15 protein-coding genes are annotated in these 16,806 nt (G+C 60.6%); 7 read left to right on the top strand and 8 right to left on the bottom strand.

Annotated elements, in window-relative coordinates:
- The 5 genes from AB7M23_RS21705 to gloB all read right to left on the bottom strand — a co-directional run bounded on the left by AB7M23_RS21705 (nt 1) and on the right by gloB (nt 7,165).
- The gene (locus tag AB7M23_RS21705; protein WP_099775322.1) at nt 1–1,074 is read right to left on the bottom strand and encodes a microcin C ABC transporter permease YejB; all 1,074 of its coding nucleotides are present in this window, start codon (nt 1,072–1,074) and stop codon (nt 1–3) included.
- 1 nt (nt 1,075) lies between these two features.
- Nucleotides 1,076–2,926, bottom strand: a complete 1,851-nt coding sequence (locus AB7M23_RS21700) for an extracellular solute-binding protein (protein WP_454241999.1) — start codon at nt 2,924–2,926, stop codon at nt 1,076–1,078.
- Nucleotides 2,923–4,752: an extracellular solute-binding protein gene (locus AB7M23_RS21695; protein WP_330523781.1), complete on the bottom strand. Its 1,830-nt coding sequence runs from the start codon at nt 4,750–4,752 to the stop codon at nt 2,923–2,925. Before AB7M23_RS21695 ends, AB7M23_RS21700 begins: the two co-directional genes overlap by 4 nt.
- Before the next feature lie 124 nt (nt 4,753–4,876).
- Nucleotides 4,877–6,286: a transglycosylase SLT domain-containing protein gene (locus AB7M23_RS21690; protein ID WP_454241998.1), complete on the bottom strand. Its 1,410-nt coding sequence runs from the start codon at nt 6,284–6,286 to the stop codon at nt 4,877–4,879.
- Between the two features lie 99 nt (nt 6,287–6,385).
- Nucleotides 6,386–7,165 carry a hydroxyacylglutathione hydrolase gene (gene gloB, locus AB7M23_RS21685; RefSeq protein WP_454241997.1) on the bottom strand — a complete coding sequence of 260 codons (780 nt, stop codon included), beginning with the start codon at nt 7,163–7,165 and terminating at the stop codon, nt 6,386–6,388.
- 82 nt (nt 7,166–7,247) lie between these two features.
- On the opposite strand from gloB, the gene AB7M23_RS21680 reads away from it, so the two are divergent.
- The 4 genes from AB7M23_RS21680 to AB7M23_RS21665 all read left to right on the top strand — a co-directional run bounded on the left by AB7M23_RS21680 (nt 7,248) and on the right by AB7M23_RS21665 (nt 11,725).
- Nucleotides 7,248–8,006 carry a methyltransferase domain-containing protein gene (locus AB7M23_RS21680; RefSeq protein ID WP_454241996.1) on the top strand — a complete coding sequence of 253 codons (759 nt, stop codon included), beginning with the start codon at nt 7,248–7,250 and terminating at the stop codon, nt 8,004–8,006.
- 42 nt (nt 8,007–8,048) lie between these two features.
- Entirely contained in the window at nt 8,049–8,495 is a 447-nt protein-coding gene (rnhA, locus tag AB7M23_RS21675; RefSeq protein ID WP_065759898.1) for a ribonuclease HI, read from the top strand.
- A gap of 145 nt (nt 8,496–8,640) precedes the next feature.
- Nucleotides 8,641–9,384 carry a DNA polymerase III subunit epsilon gene (dnaQ, locus tag AB7M23_RS21670; RefSeq protein WP_065759934.1) on the top strand — a complete coding sequence of 248 codons (744 nt, stop codon included), beginning with the start codon at nt 8,641–8,643 and terminating at the stop codon, nt 9,382–9,384.
- Between the two features lie 85 nt (nt 9,385–9,469).
- Nucleotides 9,470–11,725, top strand: coding sequence for an Orn/Lys/Arg family decarboxylase (locus AB7M23_RS21665; RefSeq protein WP_454241995.1), 2,256 nt, complete (start codon nt 9,470–9,472; stop codon nt 11,723–11,725).
- 6 nt (nt 11,726–11,731) lie between these two features.
- On the opposite strand, the gene AB7M23_RS21660 is transcribed toward AB7M23_RS21665, so the two are convergent.
- Nucleotides 11,732–11,950 (bottom strand): hypothetical protein, encoded by a 219-nt coding sequence (locus tag AB7M23_RS21660; protein ID WP_065759900.1) that lies wholly within the window; start codon nt 11,948–11,950, stop codon nt 11,732–11,734.
- A gap of 147 nt (nt 11,951–12,097) precedes the next feature.
- Here AB7M23_RS21660 and AB7M23_RS21655 point away from each other — a divergent pair, with 147 nt between their 5' ends.
- Nucleotides 12,098–12,652 carry an NADPH-dependent FMN reductase gene (locus tag AB7M23_RS21655; protein ID WP_065759901.1) on the top strand — a complete coding sequence of 185 codons (555 nt, stop codon included), beginning with the start codon at nt 12,098–12,100 and terminating at the stop codon, nt 12,650–12,652.
- Between the two features lie 38 nt (nt 12,653–12,690).
- Here the strand turns inward: AB7M23_RS21655 and phnX are convergent, their stop codons facing one another.
- Nucleotides 12,691–13,518 (bottom strand): phosphonoacetaldehyde hydrolase, encoded by an 828-nt coding sequence (gene phnX, locus AB7M23_RS21650; RefSeq protein WP_454241994.1) that lies wholly within the window; start codon nt 13,516–13,518, stop codon nt 12,691–12,693.
- A gap of 48 nt (nt 13,519–13,566) precedes the next feature.
- A complete protein-coding gene (locus AB7M23_RS21645; protein ID WP_454241993.1) occupies nt 13,567–14,676 on the bottom strand; it encodes a 2-aminoethylphosphonate--pyruvate transaminase in 1,110 nt (369 codons plus the stop codon).
- A 112-nt stretch (nt 14,677–14,788) separates the two neighbouring features.
- Between AB7M23_RS21645 and AB7M23_RS21640 the strand changes: the two genes are divergently transcribed.
- Complete coding sequence (locus AB7M23_RS21640) at nt 14,789–15,652, top strand: LysR substrate-binding domain-containing protein (protein ID WP_065759904.1); 864 nt, start codon at nt 14,789–14,791, stop codon at nt 15,650–15,652.
- Nucleotides 15,653–15,722: 70 nt separating this feature from the next.
- Nucleotides 15,723–16,739, top strand: a complete 1,017-nt coding sequence (locus AB7M23_RS21635; RefSeq protein WP_065759905.1) for an AraC family transcriptional regulator — start codon at nt 15,723–15,725, stop codon at nt 16,737–16,739.
- Nucleotides 16,740–16,806: the final 67 nt, after the last annotated feature.

Genomic DNA, 16,806 nt, shown 5'->3' with positions numbered 1-16,806 from the left:
TCATTGCTCCCGGCTTTCAAAGTCGATGCGTGGGTCGACCAGGGTGTAGGTCAGGTCGCCGATCAGTTTCACGACCAGCCCCAGCAAGGTGAAGATGAACAGCGTGCCGAACACCACCGGGTAGTCACGGTTGATGGCTGCCTCGAAGCTCATCAGGCCCAGGCCGTCGAGCGAGAAAATCACCTCCACCAACAGCGAGCCAGTGAAGAAAATGCCGATGAAGGCCGAGGGGAAGCCGGCAATCACCAGCAGCATGGCATTGCGGAACACATGCCCGTAAAGCACACGATTATTGCTCAGGCCCTTGGCCTTGGCGGTGATCACATACTGCTTGTTGATCTCGTCAAGGAAGCTGTTCTTGGTCAGCAGGGTCATGGTCGCGAAGTTGCCGATTACCAGTGCGGTCACCGGTAGTACCAGGTGCCAGAAGTAGTCGAGGATCTTGCCGGTGGTGCTCAGTTCATCGAAGTTGTTCGACGTCAGGCCGCGCAGCGGGAACCAGTCGAAGTAGCTACCCCCTGCGAACAGTACGATCAGCAGAATGGCAAACAGGAACGCCGGGATTGCGTAGCCGATGATGATCGCCGAACTGGTCCAGACGTCGAAATGGCTGCCGTGGCGGGTGGCCTTGGCGATGCCCAGGGGGATCGAGACCAGGTACATGATCAGGGTGCTCCACAGCCCCAGGGAAATCGAGACCGGGAGCTTTTCTGCGATAAGGTCGATGACCTTGGCATCGCGGAAGAAGCTTTCGCCGAAATCGAGCCGGGCATAGTTCTTGATCATGATCCACAGGCGTTCCGGCGCCGACTTGTCGAAGCCGTACATGCGCTCGATTTCCTTGATCAGGGCCGGATCCAGGCCTTGCGCGCCGCGGTAGTTGGAACCGGCTACCGACACTTCGGCGCCGCCGCCGGCAATCCGGCTGGTGGCGCCCTCGAAACCTTCGAGCTTGGCGATCATCTGCTCTACCGGGCCACCGGGGGCGGCCTGGATGATGATGAAGTTGATGACCAGGATGCCCAGCAGGGTCGGGATAATCAGCAGCAGGCGGCGTAGGGTATAGGCCAGCATACTAGTGTGCTCCGCTCGTCGATGCAGTCTCGGTCGGTGCTGCTACGGGCATCACAGGGGTAGTACTGGGTTTGATCCACCAGGTGTTGATGCCAATGTCGAACTTGGGCGGGGTTTGCGGATGGCCGATATGGTTCCAGTAGGCCACGCGCCAGGTTTTGATGTGCCAGTTGGGTACCACGTAGTAACCCCATAGCAATACGCGGTCGAGTGCGCGGGTATGGGCGATCAGGTCTTGCCGCGATTCGGCGTTGATCAGCGATTCCACCAGCGAATCCACGGCGGGGTCTTTCAGGCCCATGAAATTGCGGCTGCCCGGGTTGTCGGCACTGGCGCTTTGCCAATACTCACGCTGCTCGTTGCCCGGGGAGTTGGATTGCGGGAAGCCGCTGACGATCATGTCGAAGTCACGTGAGCGCAGGCGGTTGACGTATTCGGCAACGTCCACCCGGCGAAGGGTCAGATCGATACCAAGGTCGGCCAGGTTGCGTTTGTAGGGCAACAGGACACGCTCGAACTCGGTCTGGGCCAGCAGAAATTCGATTTTCAGCGGTTTGCCCTGGGCATCGACCATCTTGTCATCCTTGATGCTCCAGCCGGCCTCCTGCAGCAGCTTGTAGGCCTTGCGCTGCTGTTCACGGATCATGCCGCTGCCATCGGTGACCGGGTTGGCGAAGGCCTGGCTGAAGACTTGCTCGGGAACCTTGCCGCGCAGGGGTTCGAGGATCTTCAGTTCGGCGGCATCAGGCAGGCCACGGGCGGCCATCTCCGAGTTTTCAAAGTAGCTGCCGGTGCGGGTGTAGGCGCCGTTGAACAACTGCTTGTTGGTCCACTCGAAGTCCAGCAGCAGGCTCAGGGCTTCCCGTACCCGTACATCCTGGAACACTGGGCGACGCAGGTTGAAGACGAAGCCTTGCATGCCGGTTGGCAGGCCGTTGGGGATTTCTTCACGGATCAGGCGACCTTCGCGTACCGCTGGCGTGTCGTAGGCCGTTGCCCAGTTCTTGGCGCTGCTTTCCAGCCAATAATCGAACTGCCCTGCTTTGAGTGCCTGCAGGGCGACGGTGTTGTCGCGGTAGTAATCGACCGTCATCTGGTCGAAGTTGTAGAAGCCGCGGTTGACCGGCAGGTCCTTGCCCCAGTAGTTCTTGTCGCGCACGTAGCGAATTGAGCGCCCGGGCTTGACCTCGGCGATGGTGTAAGGCCCGCTGCCCAGCGGGATTTCCAGGTTGCCCTTGGTGAAGTCACGACCTTCCCACCAGTGTTTGGGCAATACGGCGATCTGCCCGAGAATCAGCGGCAGCTCGCGGTTGTTGTTGTGCTTGAACTTGAACAGCACCCGCAGCGGATCTTCGGCGACCACTTCCGCAACGTCGGCATAGTAGCCGCGGTAAAGTGGGGCGCCGTGCTTGATCAGCATGTTGAAGGTGAACACCACGTCCTCGGCGCGTACTGGGTGGCCGTCGTGGAAGCGGGCTTCCGGGCGCAGGTAGAAGCGCACCCAGCTGTTGTCCGGGGCCTTTTCGATCTGTTGTGCCAGCAAGCCGTATTCGCTGAACGGTTCGTCCAGGCTGGCGCGGGCCAGGGTGTCGTAGATCAGGTCGAGGTTGTCCGCCGAGACGCCCTTGTTGATGAATGGGTTTAGGCTGTCGAAGCTGCCGAAGCCATTCTGGCGGAAGGTGCCGCCCTTGGGCGCGTCGGGGTTGACGTAATCAAAGTGCTTGAAGTTGGCTGGGTACTTCGGCGCTTCGTTGTACAGGGTCAGCGCATGTTGCGGCGCGGCCAGGGTCTGCAGGCTGAGGCCAGCAAGCAACAGGCCAGCCAGTATGCGAAAGCCGGGCAATGGCGTCATTGGGCATTCTCCGAAGGCTTGAGCCACCAACTGTTAAGGCCCAGGGTATAGGGCGGTGTGGCGACGAAGGCGAACCGATTGCGGTAGGCCAGGCGGTGATTGTTCAGGTACCAGTTGGGAATCATGTAGTGCTGCCAGAGCAGTACCCGGTCCAGTGCGCGAGTGGCCGCAACCTGCTCGTCCCGGCTTTTTGCGGCGAGCAGTACCTCCAGCAAGTGGTCGACCACCGGGTCCTTGACCCCTGCATAGTTTTTGCTGCCTTTGACCGCGGCCTGGCTTGAATGGAAATACTGCCACTGTTCAAGACCCGGGCTGAGGGTCTGGTTGAGCGTCATCAGAATCATGTCGAAATCGAACTGGTCCAGCCGCTGTTTGTACTGGGCGCGGTCAACGGTGCGCAAGCGTGCATCGATCCCGATGCTCGCCAGATTTTCGACATAAGGTTGTAGAATCCGCTCCAGGTTTGGATTGACCAGCAGGATCTCCAGTTTCAAGGGTTGCCCCTTGGCGTTGAGCAGGCGTTGTCCGCTCAGTTTCCAGCCCGCCTGGTTGAGCAGTGTCAGGGCCTGGCGCAAGGTATCCCGGCCAATGCCCCGGCCTTCGGTGCTGCTGACCTTGAACGGCTGGGTGAACAGCTCTGGCGGCAGTTGGTTGCGGTAGGGCGAAAGCATTAGCCATTCTTGCCCGACAGGCAAGCCAGTGGCGCTGAACTCGCTGTTTGGGTAGAAACTGGTCGCGCGCTGGTAGGCGCTACTGAACAGGGTGCGGTTGGTCCATTCGAAATCCAGCATCAGGCCCAGCGCCTGGCGAACCCGGGTGTCGGCAAAGGTCGCCCGGCGGCTGTTCATGAACAGGCCTTGGGTCTGGGTTGGAATCTGGTGCGGGATCTGCGCCTTGATCACCTCGCCGCGACGTACGGCAGGGAAGGTATAGCCATTGGCCCAGTTCTTCGCCTGGTGTTCGATATAGATGTCGAATTCGCCCGCCTTGAAGGCTTCAAACGCAACATCGCTGTCGCGGTAGAACTCGAACTCAACCCGGTCGAAGTTGTACTTGCCACGATTGACCGCCAGGTCCTTGCCCCAATAGTTACTGACCCGCTCGAACACCAGGCTTCTGCCGGGCTGTACCTGAACAATGCGGTACGGTCCGCTGCCCAAGGGCGGTTCGAAGGTTGTGGCCTTGAAATCGCGTGTTTTCCAGTAGTGCTGCGGCAGTACCGGCATCTCGCCCAGGCGCAGGATCAACAGTGGATTGCCAGCGCGTTTGAACACGAAACGAATCCGCTGAGGGCTGAGGATGTCGACCCGTTGTACTTCCTGCAGGTTGGTGCGGTAAAGCGGATGACCTTCCTTGAGAAGCGTGCGATAGGAAAACGCGACGTCTGTCGCGGTAATCGGGACGCCGTCGTGGAAGCGCGCTTCAGGACGCAAGTTGAACACCACCCAGCTACGGTCCTCGCTGTACTCGACCGAGCGGGCGATCAAGCCGTAGCTGGACGTCGGCTCATCGCCGGAAGGATCGTACTGGCCGGTACCGACCATGAGGGTTTCGTTCAGCTCGCTCACGCCATACTGCAGGAAGTTCGGCGTGGTTACCGGGCTGCTGCCCTTGAAGGTATAGGGGTTGAGCGTATCGAACGTGCCAAAGGCCATGGCCCGCAACGTACCGCCCTTGGGCGCTTGCGGATTGACCCAGTCAAAATGGGTGAACTTGGCTGGATACTTGAGCGTGCCAAACTGGGCGTAACCATGGCTTTCGATGATTGTTGCGCCCGCAGGAAAGCTCAAGGCCAGGCTGATTGACAGCAGGAGGGGGCGTATCAAGTCGGGGATCCATTCCAGGCGGCTTGGGCTTTGGTCTGGCTACAGTAACAGCTTGTATCGACAGGAAAAAGAGTACCGGGTCGCACAGGGGCGACGCGGCACCGAGTTGATGTGCCGTGCGGCCTCAATGAGGCAGATAGACGGTCAGTGTCTGGCCTGGTTTGAGTGCGTGCGCGGTGCTCGGGTTCCAGCGTTTGAGGTGCTGCATTTCGACGTTGAAGCGTTTGGCGACCATGTACAGCGAGTCACCTTTGCGCACCTTGTACTGGGTGGAGCGTTGCTTCACGGCACCTTTGGTGTCGCGCAAGGCAAGGGTCTGGCCGACCTTGACGTTGCGCCCGGAAAGCTTGTTCCAGCGTTGCAGATCGTTGACGCTGACACGGTTGGCTTTGGCAATGCTGGCGAGGTTGTCCCCCCGCTTGACCCGGTAGCTACGGGCGGTACCCGCTGTGCTGGGTTCCTCTTCGGCCAATGCGGCTTTGAACACGGCCGGCTGAGGCTGCAAGCTGAGCAGCTCTTCGGGCTTCATGTTCGACAGGCTGGTCGTGAGCAGTTGCGCTTTGGCCGTGGGGACCAGCAGTTGCTGCGGCCCATCGACCGTCATGCGTTTCTTGAAGGCCGGGTTGAGCTGATACATCTCGTCTTCGTCGATTTCGGCCAGGGCCGCCACGCGCGAAAGGTCCAGGCGGTCCTTGATCTCGATGGCCTCGAAGTAGGGTTCATTGGCAATCGGGTTGAGGTTTACGCCGTAAGCCTGTGGTGTCAGCACAACTTGCGAGAGTGCCAGCAGCTTGGGCACGTAGTCGCGGGTCTCCTTGGGGAGCGGCAGGTTCCAGTAGTCGGTCGGCAGGCCGAGGCGTTCGTTACGCTCAATGGCGCGGCTCACGGTGCCTTCGCCGGCGTTGTAGGCCGCCAGTGCCAGCAGCCAGTCGCCGTTGAACATGTCGTGCAGGCGTGACAGGTAGTCCAGCGCTGCGTTGGTCGACGCGGTAATGTCGCGCCGACCATCATAGAAACGCGTTTGGCGCAGGTTGAAGTGCCGCCCGGTCGAGGGGATGAACTGCCATAGGCCGACCGCATGGGCGCGTGAATACGCCAGGGGGTTGTAGGCGCTCTCGATCGCGGGTAGCAGTGCCAGTTCCAGCGGCATGTCGCGCTCTTCAAGACGCTCGACGATGTAATGCATGTACAGGCTGCCGCGGTCGCCGACCGTTTCCAGGTGCGAAGGGTTACTGGCAAACCACAGGCGCTGTTGCTCGATGCGCGGGTTGACCCCGATATCGTCCTGCAACTTGAAGCCCTGACGCATGCGTTCCCAGACATCATCCGGTGCCTGTTGTGCAGGCTTGTCGTGGATGAAGACCGGTTTTTGCTTCAGTCGGGCCTGGTAGTTGTGCGCGCGAACGCTCTCGGAGTCACCCATATGACTGGTGCTCTGGCAGCCCACGAGCGTGGCGGTCAGAGCCAGCGCGACAGCTTGTGCGACGCGCGTCAGGGTGACGGAATTGAGGGTTCTGCGGCTAAGGGACGACATTGGCTGGAAGTAAGTTCCTGGCAAAAATGTCGGGCGATTCTAGAAAGCAGCCGGGGGGTGGTCAACCTCTCAGAACTTTTGGTGCCCAGCCGCGTCTGCTTAGAACGTATCTTTCCAAGCCCTTAAGCCAGCAAAAACAGTACTTGGAGAGGCGCTTGTAGTGCCATTCCGTTCGTCCACTTTTTCTTTAACGGATGTTTCGCCGGTGCGCAAAAAGGGGTTCGTCAGCTTCTCCAGTGCCAGCGTGGAGGGTAATGTGATGCGATCATGTGCTCGAAACTGGGTAACGTCGGCGAAGCGTTGGGCAATATGCGGGTTTTGTGGTTCCACCGCACAGGCAAAGCGCAGGTTGCTGAGGGTGTATTCATGTGTGCAATAGACCAGCGTCTCGGCTGGCAGGGCTGCCAGGCGTTGCAGTGACTGGTGCATTTGCTCGGCAGTGCCTTCGAACAGGCGACCGCAGCCAGCGGCGAATAGCGTATCACCGCTGAACAGTAGCGGTGTTGGTGTCTGGCTACTGTAATAAGCAATATGCCCCAGTGTATGACCGGGCACTGCCAGCACCTGGAACGTCAGGCCCAGCACGTGCAGGCGGTCGTTGTCGTTCAGGGCCAGGTCGCGGGCCGGGATTGGCTCTGTAGCCGGGCCGCACACCCGGGCGCCGGTGGTCGCCTTGAGCGTTTCGATGCCGCCGACATGATCGTGGTGGTGGTGGGTGATCAGAATGTCGCTCAACTGCCAGCCAGGGTGATGGTCGAGCCAGGTGAGCACGGGGCCGGCGTCCCCCGGATCGACGACCGCACAACGGCGGCTGGCAGGGTCCTGCAACAGCCAGATGTAATTATCGGAGAAAGCGGGCAGGGCATCGATCTGTATCATGGTGCGATTCGCCAAGCGTGGGACATTGGTGCATCTTAGAGGCTATGGGGTTCCACGAGAACCCGGCAAGCGGGAGAGGGCTATGACCGACAAAGCGTTCGCTCAGGCTGATCCGGACTGGCTTGAGCTGATCAGTCTGGCGAGAGACTGGTTCGGCGGGCCATTGGGGCAGTTGTTGCTCAAAGAAGAGCAGCGGCTGCTGGAGGAGGAACTGGGGCGTTACTTCGGTGGCTACCTGGTGCATTACGGCCCTTGTGCCGAGGCTCCGCCCAATGCGCCGCAAGTGCAGCGCAATGTGCGCCTGGGCGCGCCGTTGCCAGGGGTGGAGATTGTCTGTGAAGAGCAGGCCTGGCCGTTGAGTGAGCACGCCGCTGATGTGGTCGTGCTGCAGCATGGGCTGGACTTCAGCCTTTCGCCGCATGGCCTGCTGCGCGAGGCCGCCAGCAGCGTGCGCCCTGGTGGGCATTTATTGATCGTCGGTATCAACCCCTGGAGTACCTGGGGAGTGCGTCATTTCTTTGCCCATGATGCCTTGCGCAAGGCGCGCTGCATCTCGCCCTCTCGCGTTGGCGACTGGTTGAACCTGCTGGGCTTCGCGCTGGAGAAACGCCGCTTCGGGTGCTATCGTCCGCCGCTCACTTGCGCCGCCTGGCAACAGCGCCTGGAAGGCTGGGAGCGCTTGGCCGGCCGATGGCAGGGCGTCGGTGGTGGTGTCTACCTGTTGGTAGCGCGCAAAATGGTGGTTGGCCTGCGGCCGCTGCGCCAGGAGCGTCGCGAACCCATGGGCAAGTTGCTGCCCCTGCCGATGGCCAAGGTCAACCGACGCAATTCCGAACCCTGAGCGTGCAGGCTTGGGGGCAATTACTGATTAAAAAGGCTGTACATGAGCGAAAGCGTCGAGATCTACACCGATGGTGCCTGCAAGGGTAACCCTGGCCCCGGTGGCTGGGGCGCCCTGCTGATTTGCAAGGGTGTGGAAAAGGAGTTGTGGGGGGGCGAGCGCGAAACGACCAACAACCGTATGGAGTTGATGGCCGCCATCCGTGCGCTGGAAGCCCTCAAGCGCAGTTGCGAAGTGTTGTTGGTCACTGACTCGGAATATGTCATGAAGGGCATTAACGAGTGGATGGTCAATTGGAAGAAACGCGGGTGGAAAACCGCTGCCAAGCAACCGGTGAAGAATGCCGACCTGTGGCAGCAGCTTGACGAACAGGTCGGTCGGCATCAGGTGACCTGGAAGTGGGTGCGCGGCCACACTGGCCATGACGGCAACGAGCGGGCCGACCAGTTGGCCAACCGCGGTGTCGACGAAGTGCGCGGTCTGCGCTGAGCGTAAATCGGTCCGGCAAATGCCCCGGAGCTGAGGTAGAATTCCTCGCTTTCCCAATTGAGCACCCCGTCACTGTCGGCTTGGCCGGATCAGCGACGGGGTGCGGTTTTCTAGATGTGCGCGGCAGGAGATCACCGGCGTGGAGATGCATAACAACAGGTCGGTAGTGCTGGATACCGAAACCACCGGTATGCCGGTTACCGACGGTCACCGGATCATCGAGATCGGTTGTGTCGAGGTGATTGGTCGGCGTCTGACGGGCCGCAACTTCCACGTTTACCTGCAACCGGATCGTGAGAGTGACGAGGGCGCTATCGGTGTTCACGGCATCACCGATGCGTTCCTGATTGGCAAACCGCGCTTTGCCGAAGTCGCCGATGAATTCTATGAATACATCAAGGGTGCGCGGCTGATCATCCATAACGCGGCGTTCGACGTTGGTTTCATCAACAACGAATTCGCCTTGGCCGGTTACGCCGATCGCACTGACATCACCCAATACTGCGACGTGCTCGACACCCTGATGATGGCGCGGGAGCGTCATCCAGGGCAACGCAACAGCCTTGATGCCTTGTGCAAACGCTACGGTATCGACAACTCCGGTCGCGACTTGCACGGCGCGTTGCTCGACTCCGAGTTGCTGGCAGACGTCTACCTGGCCATGACCGGCGGGCAGACCAGCCTTTCGTTGGCTGCCGACGGTGCCGAAGACAGTAACGGCAACAGCATTCAGGGCAGCGAAATTCGCCGGTTGCCGGCTGATCGTCAGCCTGGACGAATCATTCGGGCTAACGCCAGCGAGCTTGAAGCCCATCTTGCCCGCCTGGAAGCGATCGCCAAGTCCGCGGGTGGCCCGTCGTTGTGGCAACAGATGAACGAGGCGAACTGAAGTCGTTCCTGCACACTGGCGGCAACCTTCTAACCTGTGAAGTGAAAGGCTCTTCGGGCCTGTCGTTTCCGGGGTGGGTTGGCGCATGTACAAGGATCTTAAGTTTCCCGTTCTGATCGTTCACCGCGATATCAAGGCTGATACGGTTGCTGGCGAGCGCGTACGTGCCATTGCTCAGGAGCTGACGCAAGACGGCTTTGCGATTCTTTCGGCAGTGGATTACGCCGAAGGACGTTTGGTGGCGTCCACTCACCATGGCCTGGCGTGCATGCTGATCGCTGCCGAGGGTGCCGGGGAGAATACTCACCTGCTGCAGAACATGGTCGAGCTCATTCGCCTGGCGCGGCTGCGTGCGCCACACCTGCCGATCTTTGCCTTGGGCGAGCAAGTGACGCTGGAGAATGCGCCGGCGGAAGCCATGAGCGAGCTGAACCAGCTGCGCGGTATCCTCTACCTTTTTGAAGACACGGTACCGTTTTTGGCGCGGCAGGTGGCACGGGCTGCACACAATTACCTGGACGGGCTGTTGCCGCCGTTCTTCAAGGCATTGGTGCAACACACTGCGCAGTCCAACTACTCCTGGCATACGCCGGGTCACGGCGGCGGTGTGGCGTATCGCAAAAGCCCGGTGGGCCAGGCGTTCCACCAGTTTTTCGGTGAAAACACCTTGCGCTCGGATCTCTCGGTGTCGGTGTCGGAGCTTGGCTCGCTGCTCGATCACACCGGGCCACTGGCTGACGCTGAAGCGCGGGCCGCGCGCAACTTCGGTGCGGACCACACCTTCTTTGTGATCAACGGCACCTCTACGGCCAACAAGATTGTCTGGCATGCGATGGTCGCTCGCGATGATCTGGTGCTGGTTGACCGCAACTGTCACAAGTCAGTGTTGCACGCCATTATCATGACCGGTGCAATCCCTTTGTACCTGTGCCCTGAACGCAACGAACTGGGCATCATCGGGCCGATCCCGCTGAGTGAATTCAGCCGCGAGTCGATTCAGGCCAAGATCGACGCCAACCCGCTGGCGAAGGGCCGCGCGCCGAAGGTGAGAATGGCCGTGGTGACCAACTCGACCTATGACGGCCTGTGCTACAACGCCGAGCTGATCAAGCAGATGCTCGGCAACAGTGTCGAGGTGCTGCACTTCGACGAAGCCTGGTATGCCTATGCGGCGTTTCATGAATTTTTCGCCGGGCGTTTCGCCATGGGAACGTCCCGCAGTGCGGACAGCCCGCTGGTGTTCAGCACCCATTCGACCCACAAATTGCTGGCAGCCTTCAGCCAGGCTTCGATGATCCATGTGCAGGATGGCGGGGCTCGGCAGTTGGACCGAGACCGTTTCAACGAAGCGTTCATGATGCATATTTCCACGTCGCCGCAATACAGCATCCTGGCGTCGCTCGACGTGGCGTCGGCGATGATGGAAGGCCCGGCCGGGCGTTCGTTGCTGCAGGAAATGTTCGATGAAGCGTTGAGCTTCAGGCGGGCCCTGGCCAACCTGCGCGCGCATATCGCCGCCGATGACTGGTGGTTCAGTGTCTGGCAACCACCACGGGTCGAAGGTGCGCGGGCGGTGGCTACTGCTGACTGGCTGCTGCAGCCGCAGGCCGCATGGCACGGGTTTGGCGAGGTGGCCGATGATTATGTGCTGCTCGATCCGATCAAGGTCACGCTGGTCATGCCGGGCCTGACTGCGGACGGTACGCTGGGCGAGCACGGGATTCCGGCGGCCGTGGTCAGCAAGTTTCTATGGGAGCGAGGGCTGGTGGTGGAAAAGACTGGGCTCTATTCCTTCCTGGTGCTGTTTTCCATGGGTATCACCAAGGGCAAGTGGAGCACCTTGCTGACCGAACTGCTGGAGTTCAAGCGCAATTACGACGCCAATACCGACTTGCTCGAAAGCCTGCCGTGCGTGGCAAACCTGGACCCGTCGCGTTACCAGCGGTTGGGCCTGCGTGACCTGTGTGACCAGTTGCACGACTGTTACCGCAGCAATGCCACGGCTAAGCAACTCAAGCGTTTGTACACCCGTTTGCCGGAGGTGGTCATGAAGCCGGCCGACGCCTACGACAAACTGATCAGGGGGGAGGTGGAGGCGGTGCCCATCGACCAATTGATCGGGCGTATTGCCGCCGTGATGTTGGTGCCGTACCCGCCGGGCATACCCTTGATCATGCCGGGTGAGCGCTTCACCGAGGCGACACGCTCAATTATCGACTACCTGGCCTTCGCGCGGGCTTTCGACACCGGTTTTCCCGGCTTTGTCGCGGACGTGCATGGGCTACAGCATGAAGACACCGCCCAGGGGCGGGTCTATACCGTCGATTGCATTACCCCCTGAATGGGCTCAGGGGATGCGGATGATCTCTACACCGCTTTGCACCAGTTCAAAACGGTCTTCACCCAGGTGGTTGACCCGGTCACCGATCGCCAGGCGGTAGGTGGTAACGGGGAGCGAGGCGGCAGTTCCATCGGCCTGCAGGGTAGATTCCTGGAACTCATGTACAGGGTAGATACGTCCTTCAGCATCCCGTGCATGAAATTGTCCGACCAGTACTGCTGTCATTTAACGTGCAACCTCTGAAATAAAAATGCGCTGTCAGCCATAGACCGCTGTAACTGCGGGGAGTTTTGCCAGTGTAGAAAAAAACTGAGGAGCTGCACTGATCGTCTATACCTAAAATTCCCTATGTTTTTCAGGTTGGAGAGCGCTATGAGTCCGGTCTATTCAGTTGCGGTGCTGGTGGGCAGCCTGCGTAAGGAGTCCTTGAATCGCAAGGTCGCTCGCGCGCTTGCCGAATTGGCGCCCCCCAGTCTCAAATTGAGTATTGTCGAAATTGGCGGGCTGGCGCTGTACAACGAAGACATTGATGGCACGCCACCCGCTGCCTATACGGCTTTTCGTGAGCAGATTCGCAACAGCGATGCACTGTTGTTTGTGACACCTGAGTACAACCGTTCGGTCCCAGGTGTGCTGAAAAACGCCATTGATGTGGGTTCACGGCCCTACGGGCAGAGTGCCTGGAGCGGCAAGCCGGGCGCGGTAATCAGTGTGTCGCCGGGTGCGGTGGGGGGCTTTGGTGCCAACCATCATTTGCGCCAGTCGCTGGTGTTCCTCGACGTGCCCTGCATGCAGCAGCCTGAGGCATATGTAGGCGGGGCGGGGAGCCTGTTCGATGAACATGGCAAGCTTTCGGAGAAAACCCGGCCGTTTCTGCAGGGGTTCATTGACAGCTATGCGCGCTGGGTCGCGCTGCATCAGCGTTGAGGTGAGGCCGGCTCCTTTCGGGAGCCGGCACTGCGCAGTCAAACCGCTTGCGGCATCTCACCTCGGGCCAGGCGCTGGTTGATGTCAGCGATCACGCCGGGTAACTCATTGATAGTGTCGATCAGGTAGTGCGGGCGCGAACCTTCGAACATCGCATGAATGCGTTTGCGCTCGGCTTCCAGCGTGTTCGGGTCGAGGGCGCGATAGCCTTCGTAGGTCAGGCCCAGGGCGTTGCCGGAACAGACCAGGGCGACGGTCCACATGCCGGCGCGGCGGCCTTCGAGGATGCCTGGCACGGTGTCATCGACCTTGACGCATGCAGCGACGTCGTCGATGCCCAAGGCAATCACGTTGGCCAGCGCTTGCGCCGGCCAAGGGCGTCCATTAGGGGTTTCGTCGGTGGCCACTACGTGGTCGGCAACATAGCCGTTCTTTGCCGCCAGTTCGACTACCTTGTCCATCACCACTTTCGGATAGCCCGAGCACGAGCCGATCTTCAGGCCGTTCTGACGCAGGCCGGTGAGGGTCTCCAGCGCGCCGGGGATCAGTGCCGAATGCACGGCGATCTTCTCGATCTGCAGCGGCATGAAACGCTGGTAAATGGCGGTCACGTCATCATCGGTCGGGGTGCGCCCGAACACCTTACGGTAGCGCTCGGCAATCTGCGGTTGGTCGCAGAGGGTGCGGATATGGTCCCATTTCCCCATGCCCATCGGGCCGCGGGCTTCCTCGATAGAAACCTCGACGTCGAACTCGGCAAAGGCATCGACGAAGATCTGCGTGGGTGCAAAGGAGCCAAAGTCGACCACGGTGCCGGCCCAGTCGAGGATCGCGGCTTGCAGGTGTGTTGGGTTTTTGTAGTTCATCGGTGAATTCCTTGATCGGTCATGCCATCGGGCGGATTGAAAACGGCTTCAGATATCCAGCACTTCCATTTCGCGCAGCACTTCGGCAATGGCGTTGACGGCGGCGCTCATGCCGTCCGGGCCAACACAGCCGATGCAACCGACGCGGAAGGTTTCCACTTGGGTGAGCTTGCCAGGGTAGAGAATGAACCCCTTGGCCTTGACCCGCTCGTAGAAGTCTTTGAAGGCGTAGCGTGCATCACGAGGGGCGTGAAAGGTGACGATGATCGGTGCCTGGATGTCTGCCGGCAGGAAGCTGCGCAGGCCAATGGCGGCCATGCCATCGAGCAGGGTTTTGCAGTTGCTGGCGTAGCGCTGATGACGAGCGGGCAGGCCACCTTCCTCGTTGTACTGCAGCAGGGCTTCATGTAGGGCCGCGACCACGTGGGTGGGCGGGGTGAAGCGCCATTGGCCGGTCTTGGCCATGTAGCTGTGTTGATCGTGCAGGTCCATTGCCAGGGAATGCGAGTTGCCTTCGGCAGCGGCCAGCGATGCCTGGTTGGCGAATACGAAGCCCATGCCTGGCACACCTTCCAGGCACTTGCCGGAAGCGGCGATCAGGGCATCGAAGGGTACTTCGCTGGCGTCGATCGGCAAGGCTCCGAACGAACTCATGGCATCGATGATCAGGCGCTTGCCGTGGTTGGCGACGACCCGGGCGATGTCGGGCAGCGGGTTGAGAATGCCGGTACTGGTTTCACAATGAATCAGCGCCACGTGGGTGATGCTGGCGTCGGCCTGCAGCAGGCGGTCGACATCGGCAGCCGTGGTCGGCTCGTCTTCTGCGGTTTCGAACGTGCTGTAGGCGCGCCCCAGTACTTTGCAGATTTTTGCCAGGCGCTGGCCGTAGGCGCCGTTGATCAGTACCAGCACTTTACCGTCGCGCGGTACCAGGGTGCCGATGGCCGCTTCCACGGCGAAGGTGCCGCTGCCTTGCAGGGGAACGCAATGGTGTGTCCCGGCGCCGTTGATGATGGCCAGCAGTTGTTGGCACAGGCTGGCGGTCAGTTGGTTGAAGTCACGGTCCCACGAGCCCCAGTCCACCAGCATTGCTTGCCGTGTACGGGCCGAAGTGGTCAGGGGGCCAGGGGTCAGCAGGATCGGAGCGGCAGTACTCATGGTGGTGGTCCTCACAAACTGTGGGCTGAAGGTACGGGGCTTAAGTTGCAATTCCGCGCGCCATCAATCAAATTGTTTGTTGTTATGCCAACTATAAGTGGGGCCGATACTGATGAACCTGTTCCAGCTCCGCGCCTTTGATGCCGTGGCCCGTGAAGGCAGTTTTACCCGGGCCGCCAATCGCTTGTTCATCAGCCAGCCAGCGGTCACCGGGCATATCAAGGCACTTGAAGAGCATTACCAGATCACCTTGTTGCGCCGTACGGCGCGCCGGGTGGAACTGACCGAGGAGGGCACCCGCCTGGCAGCGATCACCCGTGCCATGTTCAGCCTGGCTGAAGAGGCCCAGGCGATGCTTGAAGCTAACCGGCAGTTGCTGACCGGGCGCCTGGAAGTGGCCGCAGACGGCCCGCACCGGGTCATGCCGATGCTCGCGCAATTGCGCGCCCGCTACCCGGGCATCACGGTGAACCTGCGGCTGGGCAATGCTCAGGAAACCCTTGCGGCGTTGTTGTCCGAACATGCCGATGTGGCGGTACTGACCGAGGTGGAACCGCGCAAGGGGCTGTATTTGCAGAGCCTTGGGCCGTCGCATATCTGTGCACTGATTCCGGCCGGGCATGAATGGGCTGCCAGTACCGCGCAGTTGCCCATTGATCAGTTGGATAAACAGATCATGGTGCTGCGCGAGCCCAGTTCGATTACCCGGCGCACCTTCGATCAGGCGTGCAGCGAAGCGCAGGTGCAGCCCAGGGTCCTGCTGGAACTGGATAGCCGCGAAGCAGTGACCGAAGCCGTGGCGGCAGAGCTGGGTATCGGCATTGTCGCCTCGGTCGAAGTCAGCCACGACCCGCGTGTTGTGGCCCGGCCGATTGCCGGCCCGGGGCTGATCAACCAGCATATGCTGGGTTGTCTGGAACGACGCCGTGAGCTACGGCTGATACGGGCATTTCTGGACCTGGCACAGCAGGGCTGAAACGAGCGTTTTCGCTGGCGGAGCTCTAAGATGTCGACCGGCAACCTCAAGGGAAGGTGAAGTACAAGCGATGACGGAGAAAGACACGATCTCCATGCAACTGGTGCGTGAAGCCCTGTTGCAGAGTTGTGCAGCAGGCAGCGCCACGAGCGAGGTACTCAAACGGGTCGGTATCGATCCGCAGCAGTTGGGCCAGCTCGATGCCCGCGTGCCGGCCAGTGCCTATGCGCAGCTATGGCGGCTGTTGGCGCGACGTTGTCACGATGAGTTTTTTTGCATGGACCCGCGCGGCTTGCGCAGCGGCAGCCTGGCATTTTTGTGCCGTTCTTCCATGGCGCAGCCCACGCTGGGCGCCGCGCTGGAGTCGGCGCTGAGCTTCCTGTCATTGATGCTGGAGCACCTGCAACCGGTGTTGGTGCGCCAGCAGAGCCTGGCCGAAATCGTGGTCGGCGAACCTGAAGATGCACCTCGTCGGGCGTTTACCTACTTCACCTTCTGGATGATTGTTCATGGTGTCGCCTGCTGGCTGGCAGGGCGGCGTATTCCGATCCTGGCCATCGAACTGCGCTGTACCGAGCCGGACTTCTGCGACGACTACCGGGTGATGTTTTCCGAGAACCTGCAGTTCGGTCGCCCGCGCACGCGGATGATCTTTGCGGCCGAGTGCCTTGATCTTCCCGTCAGGCGCAGCGTCGATGAGTTGCAGCGTTTTCTGGCCGAAGCGCCCGCCAACATCCTGGTCAAGTACCGCGACCCGGCCAGCCTGGCGCGGCGTATTCGCCACGACCTGCGCGCGCTGCCCGCTGCGGCCTGGCCCGAGACCGAAGCCTTGGCCCAGCGCCTGTGCATTTCCGCCTCGACGTTACGGCGGCGCTTGGCCGATGAAGGGCAGACCTATCAGGGCTTGAAAGACAGTGTGCGCCGGGAACTGGCGATCACCTGGTTGGCCGAAGCCGACGTCAGTTTTGCTGACATTGCCGCGCGCCTGGGGTTTGCCGATACCAGCTCGTTCTACAAGGCATTCCGCAAATGGACCGGCAGTAACCCGGGGCACTACCGCAGCCTGATTCTTCTGCCGACCGACTGAGTGGCCAAACCAGTCATCCAGATTGCGCGCTTTGACCATTGCCGCAGGCAGTGACCAGCGCGACTAT

The organism is Pseudomonas sp. HLS-6 TE3448, from assembly GCF_053629555.1.
Note: the sequence above shows the minus strand (reverse complement) of the source record. Positions and strands in the feature narration are given on the sequence as shown.